We start from the raw sequence: 22,171 nt of genomic DNA on the forward strand, positions 1-22,171 counted from the left end.
CCGGAAGGGGTGCGGGGCGGCGCCGTGTCCGATGTCACCCGCGACTCAACTCCCCGTTCCCCGTAGACTGTAGACGATAGACAATCGGGTGCTGCTCAGGAGGGGAACCGATGTTGTCGACCGGTCTGCCGCAGGGCGCGGTGCCCAAGCTGGAACGTCCTGGTCCCCTCCGGGACCGTGTCTACGAGGCGCTGCTGGAGCTCATCACGACCCGCGCGCTGCGGCCCGGGCAGCATCTGGTGGAGAGCGAGCTCGCCGGGCACCTCGGGGTGTCCCGGCAGCCGGTGCGTGAGGCACTGCAGCGGCTCAACACCGAGGGCTGGGTGGACCTGCGGCCCGCCCAGGGCGCCTTCGTGCACGAGCCGACCGAGGAGGAGGCCGACCAGCTCCTCACCGTGCGCACGCTGCTGGAGGCGGAGGCGGCCCGTCTCGCGGCGGCCAACGCGGGCAAGCCGGGCATCGCGCGGCTGGAGGAGCTGTGCGCGGAGGGCGAGGCGCGGGTCGCCGCGGACGACGTCGACGGGGCCGTGGAGGCGAACGCGCGGTTCCACGCCGAGGTGATGGAGCTGGCGGGCAACGCGGTGCTGGCCGAGCTGGCGGCCCAGGTGGACCGGCGGGTGCGCTGGTACTACACGCCGATCGCCCGGCAGCGCGGCCGGCAGTCGTGGACGGAGCACCGGGCGCTGATCGCGGCCATCGCCGACCGCGACGAGGCGCGGGCCACCCGGCTGATGCGCGAGCACACCGAGCACACCCGCCACTCCTACCACGCCCGCACACAGCCCTGACGCCCCGGCCCGGCCCGGTCCTGTCACCCCACCCCGGGCTCCCCGCCCCACGATCCCGAACCCGGGCGCCCCGGGCCCGCAGGCCCGGACCGGGCGGCCCCATCCCGCGGGCCCGAATCGGGCGGCCCCGGCGCAGCACGGTGCGGCCCGGCCCGGTCGCCCCGTCCCAGGCTCCCCGCCCCGCCAGCCCGAACCGGGCGGCCCGCCCCGCCAGCCCGGACCCGGGCGTGCCGGCCCACGGGCCGGCAAACTGGGTGGCGCCGACTGCGGGCGCCGGATCGGGCTTCCCGGACCAGGTGGCCGACGTTTCGGCCCCTCAACCGGGCGGCCCGGGCCAGGCCTCCCGGACCGCGGGCCCGCACCGGTCGTCCTGGACCGGGCGTCCCACCCCGCGGGCCCGGACCGGGCGGCTCAGCCCGGGGGCCCCGGGCCTCGGTGGGCCGACGGGGGCGGGTGTCGGGCCCGGGGCGGGTGTCAGGCCTCGTCGTAGCCGGACTCCTGCCGGTAGCGCCGCAGCAGCCGGTGCACGGCCTCCGCGCCCACCAGCTCGCCCTCCGGCGCCGGCAGCGACACCGGCGTCATCAGGAAGGCCCGGCTCTGCTCGCCGCCGAGGCCGCCGTGCGAGCCGATCTGCTCCTCGAAGGCGTGGATCTCGCCGGTGGCCGGGTCGTACCAGGAGTTGATCATGATGTCGGCGGCCTGCGGGAAGCCGTGGGTGCGCCGGACGGCGGCGACGGCCCCCGGCCCGTAGGGCTTGAGCGGCCCCGGGTTCTCGTCGCTGAGCTCGTCCAGCGGCGCCTCCACGCCGTGCGCCGCCATCACCAGCCCGCCGTGCTCCTCGCTGCGCACCAGCAGGAACCCGATGCCGGGGTGGTTGGCCAGGGTAGGCAGCAGCGCCGGGTGGCGCGCGTCGATCTCCTCGCGGCTCATCCGGTGCCCCACGTCCGGGAAGGACACCAGCCCGAGGTTGCCGGAGGCCAGCACGATCGGCTCGGCCCGGCGGGCGGCGGGCAGATGCTCCTCGCGGTCCTCCTCCACCGGCCGGTGCAGGGCGGCCAGCACCGCGGCCCTGGCCTCGGCGCCGCTGCGGGTGCGGCGGGCCCGGCGGGGCACCGGCAGCCCGCACCCGGCCCGCACCAGGTCGCCGAGCGAGAGGCCGTAGCGGGAGCGGAAGGTCTCCCCGGGGCTCTGCCCGTGGTCGGAGAGGACGACGAACCGGTACGGCCTGGGCGAGTGTTCGGCGACCTTCTCCAGCAGCGCCAGCATCCGGTCCAGCCGCCGCAGCACCTGCGCGGCGTCCCGGCCGCGCGGGCCGGAGTGGTGGGCCACCTCGTCGTAGGCGACCAGGTCGGCGTAGACCGCGGTCCGTCCGGCGAGCATGTCGCCCGCGACGGCGTAGACCACCACGTCCCGCTGGACGACCGTGGCGAAGGCGCGCAGGAACGGGTAGAGCCCGCCGCGGCCGACCCTCGGGCGCCGCTTCTCCAGCCGGGCGCGCAGCGACTGGGTCAGCTCGCGGAACACCTCGGCGGTGAAGGACAGGGCGGTGCGCACGGCGTTGGCCGGGTCGGAGAAGTAGGCGAAGTAGCCGGACCGGGAGCGGAAGCCCTTGCCGCGGCGGCGGGCGGCGATGGACAGCACCAGGGCCTGCTCGCCCGCCCCGCCGCTGAACAGGTTGCCGCGGCTGGCGCCGTCGACGGCGAGCAGGCCGGGGCGGCCGGTGTGCTTGACGGCCCGTCTCTCCAGGACAACGGCGCTCGAGGGCCGGTTGCTGACCATCACCTCGCGGCGCTGCTTGTCGTACCAGCGGAAGGCGGGGAGGTCGTAGTTGGAGCCGTGCAGGATGCCCAGCTGGCTGGCGCCGGTCTGGCTGGACCAGTCGGTGCGCCAGAGGCTGAGCCGGTGGGTGGGCGGGTGGCCGGTGCCGTCCAGGCCGAGGTTCCGGGCGACGGTGGGCATCAGCCCCTTCTCGGCGGCGTCCCGCAGCACGTCGTGCCCGACGCCGTCGAGCTGCACGAAGACGATGCCGGGGGTGACCGGGCCGCCGGGCTGCCGCAGGTGGCGGCGGCGCCGGTCGGAGAGCCGGTACAGGCGCCGGCGGTAGGCGTCGTCGTCGCGGACGGCGAGGGCACCGCCGGTCGCGGAGGCCACCGCGGACATCACCGCGGCGACCACCACCGCCGTCTCGGGAGTGACGTCGCCCCGCTCGACCGGGTTCACCCAGAGCGCCACCAGCAGCAGGCCGCCGTTGAGGAAGAAGACCAGCAGCCCCAGCACCAGCGCCGGGACCAGGAGCAGCAGCCGCACGAGCAGCGGCCAGACGAGGGCGGAGAGCAGGCCGAAGACGCCGGCGCCGAGCGCGGCGGTGACGCCGAGCCGGGTGGCGCTGTTGCCGTCGGGCGACTCCAGCCGGAAGTCGGGGAGGAGTCCGGCGAGGATGAGCATGGTGAGGGTGGACACCGCCCACACCGCGACGCTTCGCCCCAGTTGTGCCACGCCCCGCCGCCAGCGGCCTTCCACACGCACCTCTCGTTCCCTCGCCCCGGCCCGCCGGCCGGCAGGTGGACCGTTCAACCCTGCCATACCGGGCAGACGGCAGGCGGGACGGCCTGTCGTCCGTCCCCTCCGAGCCTGCCGGTACCCCGTAGGCTCGGAGCAGGTCGTACGAAGGAGGACGCCGAGGTGCCGGCGGAGATCACCTGGTGGGGACACGCCACCTGCACGCTGCGGGACTCCGGCGTGCGCGTCCTGACGGACCCTCTGTTCACCCGCCGGCTCGCGCATCTGCGCCGCCGCCGGGGGGCGCCGCCCCCGCCGGACGCCTGGCACGCCGAGGTGGCGCTCGTCTCCCACCTGCACGCCGACCACCTGCATCTGCCCTCGCTGGCCCGGCTGGACCCGGGCACCGTCCTGCTGGTGCCGCGCGGCACGGGCCGGGCGGTGCCGGCGCTGGTGCGGCTGGCCCGCGACCGGTCCCTGGACGTGCGGGAGGTGGAGCCCGGCGACCGGGTGCGGGTCGCGGACCTGACGGTCCGCGCGGTGACCGCCCGCCACGACGGGCGCCGGCTGCCGGTGGGACCGCACCGCTCCCCCGCCCTGGGGTTCGTGGTGGAGGGTGAGCGGCGTGCCTACTTCGCCGGGGACACCGGGATGTTCGACACCATGGCCGAGGAGGTGGGCGAGGTCGACCTGGCGCTGCTGCCGGTGGGCGGCTGGGGCCCGTTCCTCGGCGAGGGCCACCTCGACGCCTCCCGGGCGGCCGAGGTGCTGCGGACGCTGGGCCCGCGCTGCGCGGTGCCGGTGCACTACGGGACGTTCTGGCCGGTGGGGATGGACGCCGTGCGCCCGCACGAGTTCCACTCCCCCGGTGACGAGTTCGCGCGGCTGGCGGCGCGTTCCGCGCCGGGTGTCGAGGTGCGGCTGCTCGGGCACGGCGAGTCGGCGGCGTTCGGAGGGGACCGGTGACGCCGGACGGCATCGCCGTCGGCTATCCGATGCTGTTCCTGCTGGTGCTGCTGGGCTCGCTCGTCCCGGTGGTGCCGACCGGCGCGCTGGTCAGCTCGGCGGCGGTGGTGGCGTTCCACCACGCCGCGCCGGCCGTGTCGCTGGGGGTGGTGCTGCTCATCGCGTCGACGGCCGCGTTCGCCGGGGACGTGGCGCTGTACTGGCTGGGCCGCCGGGGCATGGAATCGCGCGGCGCGACCCGCTGGCTGGAGGGGATCCGGGACCGGGCCCCCCAGGAGCGGCTGGAGCAGGCGCAGGACCGGCTGCACCGGCACGCCGTGTCGGTGCTGGTGCTGTCCCGGCTGATCCCGGCCGGGCGGCTGCCGGTGATACTGGCCTGCCTGGTGGCCCACTGGCCGCTGCGCCGCTTCGTGCGGGGCAACGCCCCGGCCTGCGTGGCCTGGGCGGCGACCTACCAGGTGATCGGCGTGCTGGGCGGCTCGTTGTTCGACGAGCCGTGGAAGGGCGTGGTCGCGGCGGTGGCGCTGACCCTGGCGATCAGCGCCGCCCCGGCCGTGTGGAGCCGCCTCCGGGACCGCTGAGCGGCGACGCGCGGGTGGGGGCGGCCCCGGCGGTTCAGCGGTGACGCGCGGAGGGGCCGCCCCGGCCGTACCAACCCCCTCCGCGCGGCGGCCGTGCGGCCGGCCTCCGCGCGGGGTGTCGGCCGTGTCAGCCCCCGAGCACCCGGGAGCCGCCGATCGGGAGGTCCCAGAGGTCCTCGCGGGGCAGCCCGGCCTCGGCCCAGGCGGCGCGGACCCGGTGCAGGGGCTCCAGCACCGGTTCCGAGGAGAGCAGGAACGTGCCCCAGTGCATGGGGGCCATCCGCCGGGCGCCCAGGTCGCGGGTGGCCCGGACCGCCTCCTCCGGGTCGCAGTGCACGTCGCTCAGCCACCACCGGGGGTCGTAGGCGCCGATCGGCATCAGCGCCAGGTCGATGTCCGGGTAGCGCTCGCCGATCCGCTCGAACCAGTGCCCGTAGCCCGTGTCCCCGGCGAAGTAGACGCGCCGGCGCTCCTGCCCGTGGCCCTCGCCCTCGGCGGTGAGCATCCAACCGCCCCAGAGGCTGCGGCAGGTGTCGGTGAGGGTCCGCTTGGACCAGTGGTGCGAGGGCACGAAGTCCAGCCGCACGCCGCCCAGGCGGGCCGACTCCCACCAGTCCAGCTCGACCACCCGCCGGAAGCCGCGCCGCCGGCACCAGCGGCCCAGGCCGCCGGGCACGAACACGGGGGTGTCCGCGGGGAGCCGCCGCAGGGTGGGCAGGTCGAGGTGGTCGTAATGGTTGTGGCTGATCACCACGGCGTCCACGGGCGGCAGCGCGTCCCAGTCCACGCCCACCGGGGTGATCCGGGCGGGCGTGCCGAGGATGCGGCGGGACCACACCGGGTCGGTGAGCACGGTCATGCCGCCGATCCGGACGATCCAGCTGGCGTGACCCGCCCAGGTGACGGCCACCTGACCGGCGTCGGCCTCGGGCAGCGGGCCGGGCCGGCAGGGGATTCGCGGGATGTCCTTCAGCCCTTCGCGCCGGGGCCGCACCGCGCCCTCGCGGGCGAACCGGGCGAAGGAGCGCAGGCCGGGGAGCGGGGCGGTCAGCCGGTCCTCGAACGACTTCGGCCAGCGGCGCCCCTGTTCGGGCGCCGACGGCTCGGCGCGCGCGGGGGTACGGGCCCGGGGCGGCGCGGTGGTGCGCAGCCGTCCCGGGCTCCCCTCCTGACCGCGGCCGGGCCCGGCGTCGGGCCGCGGACCGCGGCCTGGTTCGGGCAACTGCTCGGCGCGGGACTGCGGTCGCGTCATCGCGGAGTCTCCCCTCGCTCGGCCGCCGTCCCGGCGTCGGACGGGGTGCCGAGCCGGTCGAAGGCCGTTCTCCATCGGGTCAGCGCACCCCGCACGCGGTGCAGTTCGAGCGGGTCGGGGGCGGTCAGGGCGGCGGCCCGTTCGGCGGCGTCGCCGCCGAGGAGGTCGCCGGTGGACAGGCGGACCCGGAGGGCGTCCAGGTCGTCGCCGAACCGGTGGCCGCCGCTCGCGGGCACGCCGTGGAGCGTGTCCAGGCTCTCCTCCAGCTCCTGCGCGTCGCCCACGCCGTGGGTGGCCAGGGCGTCGGCGAGCGGCGACAGGTCGGCGTAGACGCAGCGTCCGGCGCGCGGCGGGAGCGTCAGCCCGCCCACCGACACGACGAGTTCGTGGACGGCGGCGGCCAGGCGGGCGTGCAGGCGGACCGAGGCGTCGCGCCGCGCGGTGACCTCCTCGGGCTCGCTCAGCGCGTAGGCGGCGGCGACGGCGAGGGGCCGGGCGATCTGCGCGCCGAGCGCGGTGAGCACGTCCAGCACCCGTGCGCGCAGCGCGCCGCCGTCACCGGGACCGGTGGGGAAGCGGGCGATCGCTGCGGGCCAGCCGGCCGGCAGCAGCCCGCCGCGCAGGTCGGCGACGACGGCGACCCGGCCGGGGAGCATCTCGGCGGGGCTGAGCAGGACGGTGCCGGGCGGGTCGTGGACCGTGTCCCGCCAGGTCTCGTCGCTGATCACGAAGAGCCCTTCGGCCTCGGCGACCTCCATGGTCTCGTGCAGGTCGTCGGGCGCGGCGACGGCGCCGGTGGTCTCCTCGGCGGGCGAGAGCACGAGCTGGCGCGGGTCGCCGCCCTCCTCGCGGACCCGGCGGACCGTCTCGAGCAGGGCGTAGGCGTCGGGAACGCCGCCCGATCCGGGCGGCGTGGGCACGTGGAAGACGGGGCGGCCGAGCAGCCGGGCGTAGGGCGCCCACCAGGCGGCGCAGGGGCGCGGCACCAGGACGTCGCCGCCGAGGGCCGCGGTCAGGGCGAGCAGCAGGGCGGGGGCGCCGGGGGCGGCCGCGATCCGGTCGGGTCCGGCCGTGAGGCCGCGCCGGGTCCAGTAGCCGGCCGCGGCCTCCAGGAGCGTGCTCCCTCCGCCGGGGGGTTCGTCCTCGGCGCGCCGGGCGGCGGCGGTGAGCACCGCGGCGAGTTCGGGGAGCACCGGCAGTCCGTCGTCGGGCAGGCGCGGCCCGTACCGCACCGGGCCGTGTCCGCCGGCCCCGGGCGCCCGCTCCGGTTCCGTCCGCGCCATCCGCACCTCCGCCGCGGTCGCCGGCATCCGCCGTGGCGGTCCTTCCGCACCGGATGCCGTGTCCGATGGCCCCGAGTACCCCGTGACGGGCCGGACATGACCCGTCGGCCGGGGTCAGCGCAGGCGGCCTCCGCGCTCCGGGGCGAGCCGCTGCCGGATCCGGTGACCGGCGGCCACCGCGGCGCCGGCGATGAGGAGGCCGCCGGCGACCTGGAGCGGGACGGAGTCGGTGAAGGCGCCGCCCGCGCCGGCCTCGACGCCGCGGTGGACCGGCGGCGCGGTCCGGCCGTGCCCGTCCTTGCCGCCGTGGTGGCCGGGGTCGGGGCGGTGGCCGGGCTCCTTGCCGCCGGGTGCGCCCGGGCCGGGACGGTGACCGGGGTCCTTCTCGCCGGGTGCGCCCGGACCGGGGCGGTGGCCGGGTTCCGCGCCGCCTCCGGGAGCGCCGCCCGGCGCCGCCTCGTGGAGCGGTTCGGGCTCCACCGGTTCGACCTCGATGCCGGTCGCGGAGCCGGTCGCCGGGTCGGACAGGTCCTCCTCGACCGCCGGGTCGCCGAACTGCTCCGCCACCGCTGCGCCGCCGGTGTCCTCCCCGGCCGCGGGGGCGCCGAACTCATCGGCGGCGCCTGTGGTGTCCTCCGGGAAGCCTCCCGCGTCGGCCGGTTCCCCGGCCGGCGCCTCCTCAAGTGTCCCGCTCTCCACGGCGGTGTCCTCGGGGGCGGCGCAGGCGGCGGGGTCGGCGCCCTGCTCGCACGGGGCCGCGGCGGCCGCCCCACGCAGCCCCGGCCCGTCCGGGCAGGCGTCGGCCCCCGGTCCGGGTTCGGGTGCGCGGTCCAGCGACGTGGCGATGCCCGCGACCGTCGGCGTCGGCGTCCGCGTCTGCGTCTGCGTCTGCGTCTGCTGCGAGGAGATCCCGGTGGCGCCGGGGTCGCAGGAGACCGGTTCCGCCGAGGCGACGGGCGCGGCGACCGTCACCGCCGCGCCGGCGAGGGCTGCGGCGGACAGGACACGGAGAGTGCGGCGCATGGGGCTGGGCTCCTTCGGGCGGACGACGACTGCCGTCCCCATCCCAGCCCGGCCCGCCCGGCCGCGCCCGTCACGCGGCACCATCCGCGTGACCCCGGCCGCCGAACGGGGGAGCCGGGCCCGTGTTCCGGCCCCGTCTCCCCCACCGGTGTGTTCGGATCGTCCCTCAGGACGTCCGTCCGGGCGGAGCGCCCGCTCCCGGGGTCCCGCCCGGCAGGGCCGGGCGTACCGTCGGCGGCGCGGGCAGCGCCAGGGGTGCCGGCACCGGCGTCACGGCCGGCAGGGCGGCATCCCCCTCCGCGGAGACCGTGTCCTCCTCCGGCGGGGGGAAGACAAGATCCTCGTACCAGTCCATCGCCAGCATCATGCAGAGCATCAGGACCGGGACGATCACTACGAGCACCACCATGGGTCCGTCCTCCCAGGGGTGAACGGGGGTGCCGAAGCACCCCGGGTCGTCTTCAGACTGCCGGACATTCCGGACTCCCGCGCGGCGACGGAACCCCGCCCGGAGCACCCCGGCCCCCGGTGTGTCGCCCGCGCCTCCTCGGGTACGCGGGGGCCACCCGAAGATGTGGAGGGAGCCATGCAGCGTGGCAGCGACCGGTTGAGCGTTCACCGGGACGACGAGATGAAGCACGAGCTGAGGGGGCTGCTGCAGTCCGGACATCCCACCCGGACGGAGGAGTGGCACGACCCCGAGCCGGTCGCCGACGACGACCCGGCGGTGGCGGGCGGCACGGTGAGCGTGCGGGAGGCCCCGCTGGAGACGGTCCGGCTGGAGCTCGCGCGCATCCTGGGCCGCACGTCCTTCCCGGCGAGCCCGCGGGAACTGGCGCGCACCCTGCGCGAGAACCACGCCCCGGACGCCCTGGTGGAGCCACTGGAGCACCTGCCGCACAAGGCCCGCTACGCGAACGTCCAGCAACTCGCCGAGGCGATCACCCGTCCGGAGTAGCGCGCGCACGACCGCGACGACCGGACGGAGACGAAAGGATGGAAGACCGACCATGCGCATCGCATTCCTGACCGCGCCCGAGGGCGTCGAGCAGGTGGAGCTCACCAAGCCCTGGGAGGCGGTGACCGGCGCCGGGCACGAGGCCGTGCTGGTGTCGACCGAGTCGGGCGAGGTCCAGGGCTTCAACCACCTGGACAAGGCCGACACCTTCCCGGTCGACCGGACGGTGGACGAGGTGTCCGCCGGAGACTTCGACGGACTGGTGCTGCCCGGCGGCGTCGCCAACCCGGACGCCCTGCGGATGGACGAGAAGGCCGTCCGGCTGGTGAAGGACTTCTTCGGCCAGGGCCTTCCGGTGGCGGCGATCTGCCACGCGCCGTGGACGCTGGTGGAGGCCGGCGTGGTCTCCGGCCGGGAGCTGACCTCCTGGCCGAGCCTGCGCACCGACATCGCCAACGCCGGCGGCACCTGGGTCGACGAGCAGGTCAAGGTCGACACCAACGGCCCCAACGTGCTGGTGACCAGCCGCAAGCCGGACGACCTCGACGCCTTCGACGAGGCGCTGCTGCGCGAGTTCGCGAAGGCCTCCGGCGGGCACGACTGAACCCCGGTCCGGACAGACGCCGGTCCGGACGGAACGTGAGGAGGGCGGGCCCGGCCGGGCCCGCCCTCCTCACGTTCGGGTGTTGGTGTCCGTCAGTCCCCGGGGCGGCCGGGGTCCCGTTCCCGCGCCCCCTCGCGGGTGCGTCCGGCGGACACCGGCCGCCGCGGATGCCGCCGCAGGTACTCGCCCTCGAGCTGCGCCATCCGCTCGTTGTGGGTGCGCAGCGCGTCGCTGGATCCGTGCAGCAGCGTGTCGTGTCGCGTGCGGTGAATGGTCTCGAGTTCCTTCATCAGCTGCTGGTCGTCCAGCCGGTCGGGTTCGACTCCTGCCATGGCGGCACCCCGTTCGTCGCGGTTCCTCGTGTTCCCTTGTCGGGGCACGGGTACCCGCCTGTGACACGGATCCGACGCAGGAAGACAGACAACCACCCGACCGACATCGGACGCGGAACCATGGATCTCGCATTTCTCCAGCCCCTGTACGAGCGCCGAGGCCCGTGGGCCTCGGTCTACGTGGACACCTCCCGCCACACCCAGGACACGGTGAAGGAACGGCGCCTCATGGCCCAGGCGGCCGCCCGCGAGCTGGCCTCGCAGGGCGCGGACGAGGCCACCTGTGAGGCGGTGCGGACGGCGGTCGACGAACTCAGGCACTCCACCGAGCCGCACGGCCGCGCCTTCTTCGCGCACGACGGCGGGGTCGTCCTCGACCCGTCGCTGACCCGCCCCCCGCAGCGGGAGCTCACCGCGGTGTGGGCGCCGCTCCCGCACGTCTCGCCCCTGCTGAACCTGCTGGGCGAGGACCCGACGTGCCTGGTGGTGTACGTGACCCGGGGCGGGGCCGACCTGGAGCTGCGTACGGCGCTGGGCAGCTCGGAGGCCGGCGAGGTGGTGGGCCGGCAGTGGCCGCTGCACCGCACCGCGTCGTCGGACTGGTCGGAGCGCCACTTCCAGCTCGCGGTGGAGAACACCTGGGCCCAGAACGCGGCCGAGATCGCCCGTGAGGTGACCGCGTGCTGGGAGGAGACCCGGGCCGAGCTGGTGATCCTGGTGGGCGAGCAGCGGGACCGCCGCACCGTGCTGGAGCAGCTCGCGCCGCAGGTGCGCGAGTGCACGGTGGAGGCGTCGCACGGCACCGGGAGCCGGCTGCTGGACGCGGAGGTGGAGGATCTCCGCGCGACCCACCGGCGGCAGCGGGCGGAGACCGACCTGGGCCGGTTCCTCGCGGCGCGCGGGCGGGACCGGCAGGGCGGCGCGGGCGCCGTCGAGGGGGTTCCGGCGCTGGTGGAGGCGGCGCAGGAGCACCGGATCGACGAGCTGCTGATCAACCTGGACGGCCCGGACGCGCACCGGCAGATCTGGATCGGCGAGGAGCCGGACCAGATCGCCGTGCGCCGCTCGGACCTGCGGATCCTCGGCGAGCAGCACTCCTGGGCGGCGCGGGCCGACGACGCGCTGCTGCGGTCGGCGGTGGCGTCCGGAACCCCGGCGATCTCCGTGGAGCCGGCCCTGGAGGACGACTCCCCGGTGGTCCCGGTGGGCGGCCTCGGCGCCCTGCTCCGCTGGGCCTGATCCCGGTGCGGGTCCCGCGGGCGTGACGCGGGACCCGCACGGGGGTCAGCGCGCCCGCTCGACGCGGCGTTCGTCCCAGACCGGTTCCGCGGTCTCCCGCACGCGGCCGTCGCTGCCGAAGACGAGGAAGCGGTCGAAGGCGCGGGCGAACCACCGGTCGTGGGTGACGGCGAGGACGGTGCCCTCGAACGCCTCGAGCCCTTCCTGCAGGGCCTCCGCCGACTCCAGGTCCAGGTTGTCGGTGGGCTCGTCGAGCAGGAGCGCCGTGACGCCCTGCAGTTCGAGCAGCAGGATCTGGAAGCGGGCCTGCTGGCCGCCGGAGAGGCGGTCGAAGGTCTGCTCGGCCTGCTTGGTCAGCTCGTAGCGCCGCAGCCGGGACATCGCGGCGCCCCGGTCCTGGGAGTGCTCGGTCCACAGGATGTCCAGCAGCGTCCGCCCCATCAGCTCGGGGTGCGCGTGGGTCTGCGCGAAGTGCCCGGGCACCACCCGCGCGCCCAGCTTCCAGGCGCCGGTGTGGGCGACGTCCTCCCCGGCGAGCAGCCGCAGGAAGTGGGACTTCCCGGATCCGTTGGAACCGAGGACGGCGACCCGTTCGCCGTAGAAGACCTCCAGGTCGAAGGGCTTCATCAGGCCGCTGAGTTCCAGGCCCTGGCAGGTCAGGGCGCGCACGCCGGTGCGGCCGCCCTTGAGCCGCATGGTGATCTCCTGCTCGCGCGGCGGCTCGGGCGGCGGGCCGGCCTCCTCGAACTTCCGCAGCCGGGTCTGAGCTGCGGCGTACCGGGAGGCCATGTCGGGGCTGACCGAGGCGGCCTGGCGCAGGTTGATCACCAGTTTCTTGAGCTGGGCGTGCTTCTCGTCCCAGCGCCGGCGCAGTTCCTCGAAGCGGGCGAACCGCTCGCGCCGCGCCTCGTGGTAGGTGGCGAAGCCGCCGCCGTGCACCCAGGCGTCGGCCCCGGCCGGTCCCGGCTCCACGCTGACGATCTTCTGCGCGGCGCGGGAGAGCAGTTCGCGGTCGTGGGAGACGAAGAGCACGGTCTTGCGGGTCTCCGCGAGCCGTTCCTCGAGCCACCGCTTGCCCGGCACGTCCAGGTAGTTGTCCGGCTCGTCGAGCAGCAGCACCTCGTCGGTGCCGCGCAGCAGGGCCTCCAGGACGAGCCGCTTCTGCTCGCCGCCGGAGAGGGTGCGCACCTGCCGCCACTGCGCCTTGTCGTAGGGCACGCCGAGGGCGGCGGTGGTGCAGATGTCCCAGAGCGTCTCGGCCTCGTAGCCACCGGCCTCGCCCCAGTCGGCGAGCGCCTGCGCGTACCGCATCTGCGCGGCCTCGTCGTCGTTCGTCATCATCGCCAGCTCGGCCTCGTCGACGGCGCGTGCGGCGGCCTTGACGCGGGGCGTGGAGACGGACGCCAGCAGGTCGCGCACGGTGGTCTCGTCGCGCACGGAGCCGACGAACTGGCGCATCACGCCCAGGCCGCCCTGCACGGTGACCGTGCCGCCGTGCGGCTTGAGCTCGCCGGAGATCAGCCGCAGCAGCGTGGTCTTGCCCGCGCCGTTGGGCCCGACGAGCGCGACGACCGCGCCCTCGCCCACCCGGAAGGAGACGTCACCGAGCAGCGCTCGGCCGTCCGGCAGGTAGTACTCGAGGTGCGCGGCTTCCAGGTATCCCATGGCCAGGCATTGTCCGGGTGCCCCACCGGCCGGGGCAAACCGTTATCGGACACGCGAGCCGTCGTCGGCCCTCACTCCACGGGGTGGCCGGCGGGGCCGCTCTGCGAGCCGGGGCCGGGCGAGGACACCACCGCGCCCGCCCAGGACAGGGCCTTCCAGCCGTCGGCGAGGGAGCCCTCCAGGACGACCACGCCGGTGTTCTCCAGCGGGTGGTCGGCGGCGAAGTCCACGTCGACGTTGTCCGCGCGGGCGGCGGTCCAGGTGCGGATGGCGGCGCCGTGGCTGAAGAAGGCGACGGTGCCGGCGCCGGTGGCCTCGGCCTCCCGGACGACGGCGTCGTACCGACCGAGCATCTCGACGCCGCTCTCGCCGCCGGGCATCCGCCGCCGCGCCCGTCCGGCGGCCCAGGACAGCGCCGTCTCCATGTAGCGCAGGCCGCGCTCGGTGTAGCCGGGCTCCCCTTCGAGCTCGCCCGCGGTGATCTCCCGCAGGCCGTCGCGCACCGGTACCTCCAGGCCCAGTTTGCGGGCCAGCGGCCGGGCGGTGAGCTGGGTCCGCACCATGGTGGAGGCGAACAGGGCGTCGATGTCCTCGCCGTGCAGCGCGTCCGGGAGGGCCTCGGCCTGCCGCTCCCCCAGCTCGGTCAGCGCGGGTCCGGGGACACGGGTGTCCAGCACGTCGCGCGCGTTGGACGGGGTCTGCCCGTGGCGGATGAGCAGCAGACGCATCCGGGTTCCTTCCGCTCGGGGCGCTCCGGGAGCCGTGTACCGCCGGGTTCCCTTCCCGGGGCTCCCGTGCACCTCTTTCCCGGTTTCGCGGTTTCGCGGTTTCGCGGTCTCGCGGTTTCGCGGTCTCGCGGTCTCGCGGTCTCGCGGTCTCGCGGTCTCGCGGTCTCGCGGTCTCGCGGTCTCGCGGTCTCGCGGTCTCGCGGTCTCGCGGTATCCCAGTGTTTCCCGGCGTTTCCCCGGCGCGTGCGGCGTGGCTGCCGCGGGAAGCCTCCGTGGGCGGGTACTCGTCGGGAATGACGCGTGACGTGAACACGGGCGGGGGCGCGGGCGCGCCCGGGAGCTGCGGGACGGCCAGGGGGGTGCTGCAACGCATGCTGGACGCTGACACGGAGGTCTTCGAGGCGGTGGCCAGGAGGCACTGGCCGGGTGTGGGGAAGGTGCTGCCGAGACTGAGCAGGGCCGCGAACCACGGGGTGCTGTGGTTCGCGGTGGCCGGGGCGATAGCCGCCTCGCGCACCCCCCGGGCCCGCCGGGCCGCCCTGCGCGGGGTCGGTTCGCTGGCCCTGGCCTCGGCCACCATCAACACCGTCGGCAAGCGGTCGGTGCGCCGGGCCCGGCCGGTGCTGGACGTGGTGCCGCTGATGCGGCGGCTGGAGAAGCAGCCGCACACCACCTCGTTCCCCTCCGGGCACTCGGCCTCCGCCGCGGCGTTCGCGACCGGCGTGGCCCTGGAGTCCCCCGGCTGGGGCGCCGTGGTGGCCCCGCTGGCGGGCGCGGTGGCCCTCTCCCGGGTCTACACCGGGGTGCACTACCCCAGTGACGTGCTGGTCGGCGCGGCGCTCGGGGTGGGCGCGGCCTGCACGGCGCGGGCCCTGGTGCCCACCCGCGACCAGGGGAAGCCGCCCGCCCGGCCGCGCGCCGAGGCTCCGGCGCTCACCCACGGCGCGGGCCTGATCATGGTGGTGAACAACGCCTCCGGCAGCTCCGACCGGGCGCTCGCCATCCGGGACGCGCTGCCGCTGGCGAAGGTCGTCCAGTGCGAGCCGGAGGCCGTGGAGGAGGAGCTGGAACGGGCCGCCTCGCTGGCCGAGGTGCTGGGCGTCTGCGGCGGCGACGGCACGGTCAACACGGCGGCCCGGATCGCCCTGCGCCACGACCTGCCGCTGGCCGTGCTGCCGGGCGGGACGCTCAACCACTTCGCCTACGACCTCGGGGTGGAGGACGTCCGCGCCCTCGCCCGGGCGCTGGAGCGCGGGGACGCGGTCAAGGTCGACGTGGGCATGTTCAGCACCGAGGGGCAGAGCGGCATCTTCCTGAACACCTGCAGCCTGGGCATCTACCCCGAACTGGTGCGGGAACGGGAGCTGTGGGCGGGCCGGATCGGCGGCTGGCCCGCCGGGCTGGTCGCCGCGGTGCGGGTGCTGCGCGCCGACCGGCACCCGCTGGAGGCGCACTTCCAGGGCCGCACCCACCCGCTGTGGCTGCTGTTCGCGGGCAACGGCACCTACCACCGGCTGGGCGTGATGTCCGGCCGCCGGATGGACCTGGCCGACGGGCAGCTCGACGTCCGGGTGGTGCACGGCGGCCGGCGGCCCGCGCTGCGGCTGCTCTCGGCCGCGCTGGCGGGCCCGCTGACCCGCTCCCCCGCGCACGCCGCCGTCCAGGTGCCGCACCTGCGCATCGACCACGTCTCCCCCGGCACGCTGTTGGCCTACGACGGCGAGGTCACCCCCGTCGAGGGGGCGGTGACGCTGCGCAAGCTGCCGCTCGCCCTGACGGTCTACCGCCCGCTCACCTGACGCGACCCGACCCGGTCCGGCCGACCGGCCGCACGGCCGCACGGCCACATGACCGCACGGCCACATGACCGCACGCCCGCATCATGAGACGGGGGTCTCAGGATGCGGGCGTGCGGGATAGCGTGGCGCCCGTCGGCAGTCGGACGGCTCGAGGGGGCGCCACATGGGCAGGGTTCAGGAGACCGCGGTCTACACGCACGGGCACGGCGAGGCGGTGCTCCGCTCGCACCGCTGGCGCACGGCCGCCAACTCGGCGTCGTACCTGGTGGGTTCGCTCACCCCGGGGATGCGGGTGCTGGACGTCGGGTGCGGTCCCGGCACCATCACGGCGGACCTGGCGGAGCTGGTGCCGCAGGGCGGGGTGGTCGGGCTGGAGCGTGCCGCGGGGGTGCTGGAGGACGCCCGCGCGGAGGCCGCGCGGCGGGGTCTGGAGAACGTCACCTTCGCCGTCGGCGACGTGCACGCGCTGCCCTACCCGGACGGCGTCTTCGACGTGGTCCACGCCCATCAGGTGCTCCAGCACGTGGGCGACCCGGTGGCCGCGCTGCGGGAGATGCGGCGGGTGACCCGGCCCGGCGGCCTGGTGGCGGCCCGGGACTCGGACTACGGCGCGATGAGCTGGACGCCGGCCTCCGCGGAGCTCGACACCTGGCGGACGGTCTACCGGCGGACGGCCCGTGCCAACGGCGGCGAACCCGACGCGGGGCGCCGTCTGGCGGGCTGGGCGGCCGAGGCGGGGTTCGAGGAGGTCACCGCCTCGTCCTCCGCGTGGGTGTACACGAGCCCGGAGGAGCGTGCCTGGTGGGGCTCCCTGTGGGCGGACCGCACCCTGGCGCCGGCCTACGCGGACCGGGTGCGGGAGCTGGGCCTGGCCGACGCGGACGGGCTGTCCGCGGTCTCCGCGGCGTGGCGGGCGTGGGGCGCGGGCCCGGCGGGGCGGTTCACGGTCCCGCACGGGGAGATCCTGTGCCGCCGCACGGCCTGAGCCGCCGCCTGAGCCGCCGCCTGCGCGGCAGCCCGAGCGGCGGGCGTCACCGGCCTCCGCCCCCGTCGATGGAGGCGAAGGAGTACGGCGCCCAGGGGCCGGTGAGGTGCACCCGTACGCCCTCGGGCGGGGTCTCGCGGGCCCGGTCGACCGTCTCGACGAACTCCCCGGACTGCCGTCGCGGGACCAGGTAGGCGGCGTCGAGGAGGTTGCGCCCCCAGGCGTTCTCCTCCTTCTCGGTGACCCGCAGGGTCCGGGGCGGGTGCAGCCGGGACTCCTCGGCGCCGGCCCGCAGTTCGTCGTGCAGGCGGGCGGCGAACCGTCCCGCCGCCTCGGCGGCGCGCCCGTCGCGCCCACCCTGTCCGCCCCGCTCGGCCCGTTCCTCGAGGTAGACCCGGACGCTCCATTCGACGCGGCCGGCCAGCCGGTCCAGGACGGCGCGGATCTCCGCGGCGTGGGTCTCCAGCAGGACGCGCACGGCGCTGTCGTCGGGCAGCACGGTGGCGAACCGCAGCGGCAGCGGGGTGGTGACGGTGGTGAGGGCGTCGATCACCTGCTCGTGGGCCCGCGCCGTGGCGGTGAGCCACGCGGGGTCCTCCATCCGGACCCGCAGCCCGGCCTCGTCGAACGCGTCGGCGGGCACGGTGCTCACCACGGCGACCAGGCCCTGGTGGTGCACGGCCGTCGGCGGGGAGCCGGCCACACCGGCCAGCTGGGCCTGCAGCGCCGCCTCGAACGGGCGGCAGACCGCGTAGACGTACCGCAGTCCGCTCATCTTCTCTCCTGCTCGGCGGGGGTCGGCGGGGCCGGCCGGGAGGCCGGCGAGGGTCCGTACCCCCAGCCTGCCCGAGCCCGGGCCGCCGCTCCAGTTCCCCCGCCCGGGAGGTCACTCCCGGGCGGCGCGTCCGGCGGCGGCCCGCGGGCTCAGGCGGGCTCGATCTCCTGACGGTCCCGGCCGGTGCCGAGGTCCTCGTCGTGGTCCGTCCCGCGGTCCTCGTCGTGGTCCTCGTCCCCGGAGCCGTCGCGGGTGAACATCCTGCGGACCGTCGAGTCCTCCCACCAGGCGGTGGCGGCGCCGGCGGTCCGGACGCCCTCGATCAGCAGCCGCCGTCCCTGGCCGGCGAGGTAGGCGCGGGGCTCGTCCCGGCCGGCCAGCACGATGGCGACGGCGATCACCAGGGGCAGGGTCCGGGTGCGTCCGACGACGTACCCGGCGGTGGCGGCGAGGCCGAGTTCCCAGCGGTTGGCGTTCATGCCGTGCCACCTCCGCCCTGCTGCACGCCGGCCGCGGCCTCCAGCCGGTCGAGCAGTTCGTCCTCGCGCCGGTCGAACTCCTCCTCGTCGATCTCGCCTGCTTCCAACTGCTCCTCCAGACTCGCCAGTTCGGCGCGGATGGTGGCGGGGTCGTAGTAGATGCGCTCGGCCTCGCGCATCACCTGGCGGATCACCCAGGCGCTGCCGCGGACCGGTGCGAGCGGCAGCAGCAGCACCTGGGAGAGGAGTCCCACGGCGTCACTCCACGGCCGTGCCGGCGATCTGACCCGCGCCGTCCGGCGCGTGGTCGGCCGGGCCGGGCTCCACGAAGCTGTAGGGCGGCAGCGGCCCGTTGACGCGGAGCTGCACGTGCGGGTTCTGCTCGCGGAACCGCTCCACCGCGCCGAGGAACTCGTCGGCGGTGGCGGTGTCCACCAGGAGCGACAGGTTGGTGATCCAGCCGGTGGACTCGGCGCCGGTGGCCACCGAGGCGGCCGTCGGCTCCAGGGCCTGCTGGAGAGCCGCGGCGTCCACGCTCTCGCGGGCCTGCACGGCGGCCACCACCCGCTCGCCCAGCCGCAGCTTGTCGTCGTGACTGCCGCCGCCGGCCTGGCGGTTGGCCTCGGCCAGGGCCCGCAGGTCGGCGTCCTCGCCCATCACCACGTGGAGCACGGCCTGCTCGTCGTGGTTGGCCTTGACGTTGTACTCCGCCTTGCCGTCCAGGGCGCGCAGCCGCTCCGCGTAGTGCCCGGCGCGCTCCGCGAGGACGGAGAGGACCGTGTCGTCGTCGGGGGCGACGTTGCCGAAGCGCATCGGCAGGACGCAGCCGCCGGCGCCGGCCTCGGCGAGGATCGTCTGGTGGGCGAGCAGGTCACGGCGCTTGGGGCGCAGGTCCTCGGGCGCGTCGCCGGCGATGGCGACGAGGTCGCCCTCCTTGAGCAGCCGCACCGGGTTCGGCGGGTCGCCGACGCCGCCCATGCCCTCCGGGAGCGACGGGTGGGACGCCGAGGCGATCCCGTAGACGTAGGTGCTCACTCCTTCTCCTCCTTACGGCGGGCGGACGCCGGTTCCTTGCGCTCGTCGCGTCCCTGGCGGAAGGCGTCGGAGATCGACTCGGCGGCGCCGGAGAGCGCGCCCTTGGTCTTGCCACGGGCGCCGGACTCGGTCATGTCGCCGACCAGGTCGGGCAGCCCCGGGTTCTTGCGCGGGCCGGATTCCAGGTCGAGGCGGTTGCACGCCTCGGCGAAACGCAGGTACGTGTCCACGCTCGCGACGACGACACGTACGTCGATCTTCAGGATCTCGATGCCGACCAGGGAGACGCGGACGAACGCGTCGATCACGAGGCCCCGGTCGAGGACGAGTTCGAGAACGTCGTAGAGGCCGCTGCTGCCGCCTCCACCACCACTCTGCTGTGCCGGTACAACCGTCACGGGTGCTCCTCACTGTGTTCGGGCATGCCTGACCCGCTCATGGCGGGCTGCTGCCCTGTCACGGGAAGTCGGGCGGAACGTCCACAGCCGTGGACCGCCGGGTCAGCGGCGGCTGCTGTCCGAACGTCCGCGTTCGTAGCGCCGGATGCGCTTGTAGCCGGTGAGCATGCCCTCCGGGTCGAGTTCGATCCGGTAGGTCGCCAGGAGGCTCATCGTGTCGGGGACGCGCTCGAGTTCGAGCACCTCCACCTCCACCGTCCAGCCGTCCTCCGTTTTTTCGAAGGACGACACCGACTCGGCGGCCATCCCCGTCAGCTCCTCGAGCTGGGCCCGTGCCTCACGCAGTACCTCGGTGGGGCGCGGACGGCGCTGATCCGGTTCCTTCTTCTCGGTGTTGTCGGTTTCCGTCTCTTGCTTCGGTGTGTTCGTCATGGCCACCTCTGTGAGTGCGGATGACCGGTGACCCTGACGGCAAACCTCCCGATGCACACCGGCCGGCCGGGTCTGCGTGACTCCCGTGACGACGCGGGGGACGGCTCTTCACAAGCCGTCCCCCGCGGGCGGGTCGAGGACCCCGGTGGCGAGGACCGGGGGCGGTCTCAGCCGGGGATGCCCTGCTCGGTCAGCAGGCGGGCCGAGGCGACGATCGAGCGCGCGTCGATGCCGGCCTCGCGCAGCTGCTCGTCGGGGCTCGCGGAACCGGGCATGGAGCGCACGCCGAGGCGCACCAGCCGGGGCAGCGGGGAGCCGTCCCCGAAGGCCGAGGCGACCGCGTCGCCGATGCCGCCCTCCTCGTGGTGGTCCTCCACGGTCAGCAGGCACCCCGTCTCGGCGGCGGCCCGGCGCAGGGTCTCCTCGTCCACGGGCTTCACCGAGTACAGGTCGATCACCCGCACGGCGATCCCGGCGGCCGCCAGCTCGTCCGCGGCCCGCAGCGCCTCGTGCACGGTGATGCCGGCCGCGACGACGGTGAGCCGGTCGTCCGGCGAGGACCGCAGCACCTTGCTGCCGCCGACCGGGAACTCCTCGTCGGGCCCGTAGAGCACGGCGCCCTTGCCGCGCGAGGTGCGCAGGTAGCGGATGCCCGTCAGGTCGGCCATGGCGGCGACCAGCCGGGCGGTCTGGTTGGCGTCGCACGGGTACAGCACGGTCGAGTCGTGCACCGCCCGGAACATCGCCAGGTCCTCCACCCCCATCTGGGAGGGTCCGTCCTGGCCGATGGCGACGCCCGCGTGCGAGCCGACCAGGTTGATGCCGGAGCCGCTGACCGCGGCCATCCGCACGAAGTCGTACGCCCGGCTCAGGAAGGCCGCGAACGACGAGGCGTACGGCACCCAGCCGCGCGCGGCGAGGCCGACCGCGGAGGCCACCATCTGCTGCTCGGCGATGTAGCTCTCGAAGAACCGCTCCGGGTGCTCCTTGGCGAACGCCTCGGCCCGGGTGGAGTCGCTGACCTCGCCGTCCAGGGCGACCACGTCGCCCCGGGCGGTGCCGAGGGCGGCGAGGGCCGCTCCGTAGGCGTCCCGGGTGGCCACCTCCTCGCCCTTGTCCCAGCGCGGCAGCTCGGGCGCCGCGGTGTGCGCGGCGGGGCGGGCGGGGGCGTCCCACGGCGCGCCGACGCGGACGGTGAGGTCGCGTTCGCCGCCCAGTTCGGCGACGGCCGCCTCGGCGTCCTTGAGCGGTTTGCCGTGCAGGCCCTCCTTGTCCTCGGCCGCCTGGACGCCGCGGCCCTTGAGGGTGCGGGCCAGCACCACCGCGGGCTGGCCGACGGTGGAGCTCGCCTCGCCCAGCGCCCGCTCGATCGCCTCCACGTCGTGCCCGTCCACCTCGACGGTGTGCCAGCCGAAGGCCTTGAAGCGGCGGGCGTAGGCGTCCAGGTCGTGGCCGTGGCGGGTCTCGCCGCGCTGGCCCAGCCGGTTGACGTCGACGATGGCGGTGAGGTTGTCCAGGTGCTCGAAGGACGCCTGCTCGGCGGCCTCCCAGACGGAGCCCTCGGCGAGCTCGCTGTCCCCGCAGAGCACCCACACCCGGTAGGGGGCCTTCTCCAGCCGCTTGCCGGACAGCGCGATGCCCACGCCGACCGGCAGGCCCTGTCCGAGGGAGCCGGTGGCGGTCTCCACCCAGGGCAGGCGGCGGGGCGTGGGGTGGCCCTCCAGACGGCTGCCCTGCTTGCGGAAGGTCAGCAGTTCCTGGTCGTCGATGGCGCCGGCCGCCTTGTACGCCGCGTAGAGCAGCGGCGAGGCGTGCCCCTTGGATAGCACGAACCGGTCGTTGCCGGGGTGGCCGGGGTTGGCGAAGTCGTAGCGCAGGTGGCGGGCGAGCAGGACGGCCATCAGGTCGGCCGCGGACATCGAGGAGGTCGGGTGGCCCGACCCGGCGGCCGCGGCGGCGCGCACACTGTCCACGCGCAGCTGTTGTCCCAGCTCGGCGAGGCGGGCGAGTTCTGCGGGATCGGGAGCTCGGTCGTCGGTGTGCATGAATCCCCTCGGGTCGGGCGTTCCGCGTGACCCAATCCGCGTCCCCCCGCCCCCGTGACCGAAACGACCGGGCTGCCGACGCCCGGGGTCCCCACGGCCGGGGTTGCCCACGCCCCGGCTGCCGACGCCTGCGGTGCCGGCGGCCGGGGCGTATCCAACGCATGGGGTGCCGAGGCCCGGGGGTGCCACCGACCCGGCTGACCACGACCGGGGTGCCAACGCACGGGCTCCCACGACCTGACTGCCCACGCACAGGGTCCCCACCGCCGGGCTGCCCACGCCCCGGTTGTCCACGGCCGCGGCTG

Annotated in this window: 23 protein-coding genes; 8 read left to right on the forward strand and 15 right to left on the reverse strand. The window is 75.6% G+C overall.

The features are described 5' to 3' along the window. Positions 1 to 110: 110 nt before the first annotated feature. On the forward strand, positions 111 to 788 hold the full coding sequence (locus ACWD3O_RS14085; RefSeq protein WP_451411288.1) for a GntR family transcriptional regulator: 678 nt from the start codon (positions 111 to 113) through the stop codon (positions 786 to 788). A 474-nt stretch (positions 789 to 1,262) separates the two neighbouring features. Here ACWD3O_RS14085 and ACWD3O_RS14090 read toward each other — a convergent pair whose 3' ends face one another. Next, entirely contained in the window at positions 1,263 to 3,371 is a 2,109-nt protein-coding gene (locus ACWD3O_RS14090; protein WP_451416027.1) for a phage holin family protein, read from the reverse strand. Positions 3,372 to 3,470: 99 nt separating this feature from the next. Between ACWD3O_RS14090 and ACWD3O_RS14095 the strand changes: the two genes are divergently transcribed. Next, positions 3,471 to 4,253, forward strand: coding sequence for an MBL fold metallo-hydrolase (locus ACWD3O_RS14095; protein WP_451411289.1), 783 nt, complete (start codon positions 3,471 to 3,473; stop codon positions 4,251 to 4,253). 29 nt (positions 4,254 to 4,282) lie between these two features. Further along, positions 4,283 to 4,834 carry a DedA family protein gene (locus ACWD3O_RS14100; protein ID WP_451411426.1) on the forward strand — a complete coding sequence of 184 codons (552 nt, stop codon included), beginning with the start codon at positions 4,283 to 4,285 and terminating at the stop codon, positions 4,832 to 4,834. 127 nt (positions 4,835 to 4,961) lie between these two features. On the opposite strand, the gene ACWD3O_RS14105 is transcribed toward ACWD3O_RS14100, so the two are convergent. From ACWD3O_RS14105 to ACWD3O_RS14120, 4 genes are all read right to left on the reverse strand, one after another. Further along, positions 4,962 to 6,086, reverse strand: coding sequence for an MBL fold metallo-hydrolase (locus tag ACWD3O_RS14105; protein ID WP_451416028.1), 1,125 nt, complete (start codon positions 6,084 to 6,086; stop codon positions 4,962 to 4,964). Further along, positions 6,083 to 7,369 carry an aminotransferase class I/II-fold pyridoxal phosphate-dependent enzyme gene (locus tag ACWD3O_RS14110; protein WP_451416154.1) on the reverse strand — a complete coding sequence of 429 codons (1,287 nt, stop codon included), beginning with the start codon at positions 7,367 to 7,369 and terminating at the stop codon, positions 6,083 to 6,085. Before ACWD3O_RS14110 ends, ACWD3O_RS14105 begins: the two co-directional genes overlap by 4 nt. Before the next feature lie 114 nt (positions 7,370 to 7,483). Next, positions 7,484 to 8,392, reverse strand: a complete 909-nt coding sequence (locus ACWD3O_RS14115) for a hypothetical protein (RefSeq protein ID WP_451416029.1) — start codon at positions 8,390 to 8,392, stop codon at positions 7,484 to 7,486. 166 nt (positions 8,393 to 8,558) lie between these two features. Then, entirely contained in the window at positions 8,559 to 8,801 is a 243-nt protein-coding gene (locus tag ACWD3O_RS14120) for a hypothetical protein (protein WP_451411292.1), read from the reverse strand. Between the two features lie 177 nt (positions 8,802 to 8,978). Here ACWD3O_RS14120 and ACWD3O_RS14125 point away from each other — a divergent pair, with 177 nt between their 5' ends. Continuing rightward, positions 8,979 to 9,350, forward strand: coding sequence for a DUF2795 domain-containing protein (locus tag ACWD3O_RS14125; RefSeq protein WP_451411293.1), 372 nt, complete (start codon positions 8,979 to 8,981; stop codon positions 9,348 to 9,350). Positions 9,351 to 9,402: 52 nt separating this feature from the next. After that, the gene (locus tag ACWD3O_RS14130; protein WP_451411294.1) at positions 9,403 to 9,954 is read left to right on the forward strand and encodes a type 1 glutamine amidotransferase domain-containing protein; all 552 of its coding nucleotides are present in this window, start codon (positions 9,403 to 9,405) and stop codon (positions 9,952 to 9,954) included. 92 nt (positions 9,955 to 10,046) lie between these two features. Here ACWD3O_RS14130 and ACWD3O_RS14135 read toward each other — a convergent pair whose 3' ends face one another. Next, positions 10,047 to 10,286: a DUF6158 family protein gene (locus ACWD3O_RS14135; protein ID WP_451411295.1), complete on the reverse strand. Its 240-nt coding sequence runs from the start codon at positions 10,284 to 10,286 to the stop codon at positions 10,047 to 10,049. 120 nt (positions 10,287 to 10,406) lie between these two features. Between ACWD3O_RS14135 and ACWD3O_RS14140 the strand changes: the two genes are divergently transcribed. After that, on the forward strand, positions 10,407 to 11,525 hold the full coding sequence (locus tag ACWD3O_RS14140) for a baeRF2 domain-containing protein (RefSeq protein ID WP_451416030.1): 1,119 nt from the start codon (positions 10,407 to 10,409) through the stop codon (positions 11,523 to 11,525). Positions 11,526 to 11,570: 45 nt separating this feature from the next. Here ACWD3O_RS14140 and ACWD3O_RS14145 read toward each other — a convergent pair whose 3' ends face one another. Both ACWD3O_RS14145 and ACWD3O_RS14150 read right to left on the reverse strand, forming a co-directional pair. Then, positions 11,571 to 13,190, reverse strand: coding sequence for an ABC-F family ATP-binding cassette domain-containing protein (locus tag ACWD3O_RS14145; protein WP_451416031.1), 1,620 nt, complete (start codon positions 13,188 to 13,190; stop codon positions 11,571 to 11,573). Positions 13,191 to 13,261: 71 nt separating this feature from the next. Beyond that, positions 13,262 to 13,918, reverse strand: coding sequence for a histidine phosphatase family protein (locus ACWD3O_RS14150; protein ID WP_451416032.1), 657 nt, complete (start codon positions 13,916 to 13,918; stop codon positions 13,262 to 13,264). Positions 13,919 to 14,289: 371 nt separating this feature from the next. Between ACWD3O_RS14150 and ACWD3O_RS14155 the strand changes: the two genes are divergently transcribed. Next, positions 14,290 to 15,717, forward strand: a complete 1,428-nt coding sequence (locus ACWD3O_RS14155; protein ID WP_451411299.1) for a phosphatase PAP2 family protein — start codon at positions 14,290 to 14,292, stop codon at positions 15,715 to 15,717. Between the two features lie 163 nt (positions 15,718 to 15,880). Continuing rightward, the gene (locus ACWD3O_RS14160; RefSeq protein ID WP_451416033.1) at positions 15,881 to 16,702 is read left to right on the forward strand and encodes a class I SAM-dependent methyltransferase; all 822 of its coding nucleotides are present in this window, start codon (positions 15,881 to 15,883) and stop codon (positions 16,700 to 16,702) included. A 46-nt stretch (positions 16,703 to 16,748) separates the two neighbouring features. Here ACWD3O_RS14160 and ACWD3O_RS14165 read toward each other — a convergent pair whose 3' ends face one another. The 7 genes from ACWD3O_RS14165 to ACWD3O_RS14195 form a co-directional block, all read right to left on the reverse strand. Next, positions 16,749 to 17,477, reverse strand: a complete 729-nt coding sequence (locus ACWD3O_RS14165) for a GvpL/GvpF family gas vesicle protein (RefSeq protein ID WP_451416034.1) — start codon at positions 17,475 to 17,477, stop codon at positions 16,749 to 16,751. Between the two features lie 149 nt (positions 17,478 to 17,626). Beyond that, complete coding sequence (locus ACWD3O_RS14170) at positions 17,627 to 17,956, reverse strand: hypothetical protein (protein ID WP_451416035.1); 330 nt, start codon at positions 17,954 to 17,956, stop codon at positions 17,627 to 17,629. Further along, entirely contained in the window at positions 17,953 to 18,210 is a 258-nt protein-coding gene (locus ACWD3O_RS14175) for a gas vesicle protein GvpG (protein ID WP_451411303.1), read from the reverse strand. The genes ACWD3O_RS14170 and ACWD3O_RS14175 overlap by 4 nt, the downstream gene beginning before the upstream one ends. 4 nt (positions 18,211 to 18,214) lie before the next feature. After that, a complete protein-coding gene (locus tag ACWD3O_RS14180) occupies positions 18,215 to 18,991 on the reverse strand; it encodes a GvpL/GvpF family gas vesicle protein (RefSeq protein WP_451411304.1) in 777 nt (258 codons plus the stop codon). Continuing rightward, positions 18,988 to 19,389: a gas vesicle structural protein GvpA gene (locus ACWD3O_RS14185; RefSeq protein WP_451411305.1), complete on the reverse strand. Its 402-nt coding sequence runs from the start codon at positions 19,387 to 19,389 to the stop codon at positions 18,988 to 18,990. The genes ACWD3O_RS14180 and ACWD3O_RS14185 overlap by 4 nt, the downstream gene beginning before the upstream one ends. Positions 19,390 to 19,491: 102 nt before the next feature. Continuing rightward, positions 19,492 to 19,821 carry a gas vesicle protein GvpO gene (locus ACWD3O_RS14190; RefSeq protein ID WP_451411306.1) on the reverse strand — a complete coding sequence of 110 codons (330 nt, stop codon included), beginning with the start codon at positions 19,819 to 19,821 and terminating at the stop codon, positions 19,492 to 19,494. A 167-nt stretch (positions 19,822 to 19,988) separates the two neighbouring features. Beyond that, complete coding sequence (locus ACWD3O_RS14195) at positions 19,989 to 21,866, reverse strand: transketolase (RefSeq protein WP_451411307.1); 1,878 nt, start codon at positions 21,864 to 21,866, stop codon at positions 19,989 to 19,991. Positions 21,867 to 22,171: the final 305 nt, after the last annotated feature.

The sequence above is a fragment of the Streptomyces sp. NPDC002640 genome, from assembly GCF_053592575.1.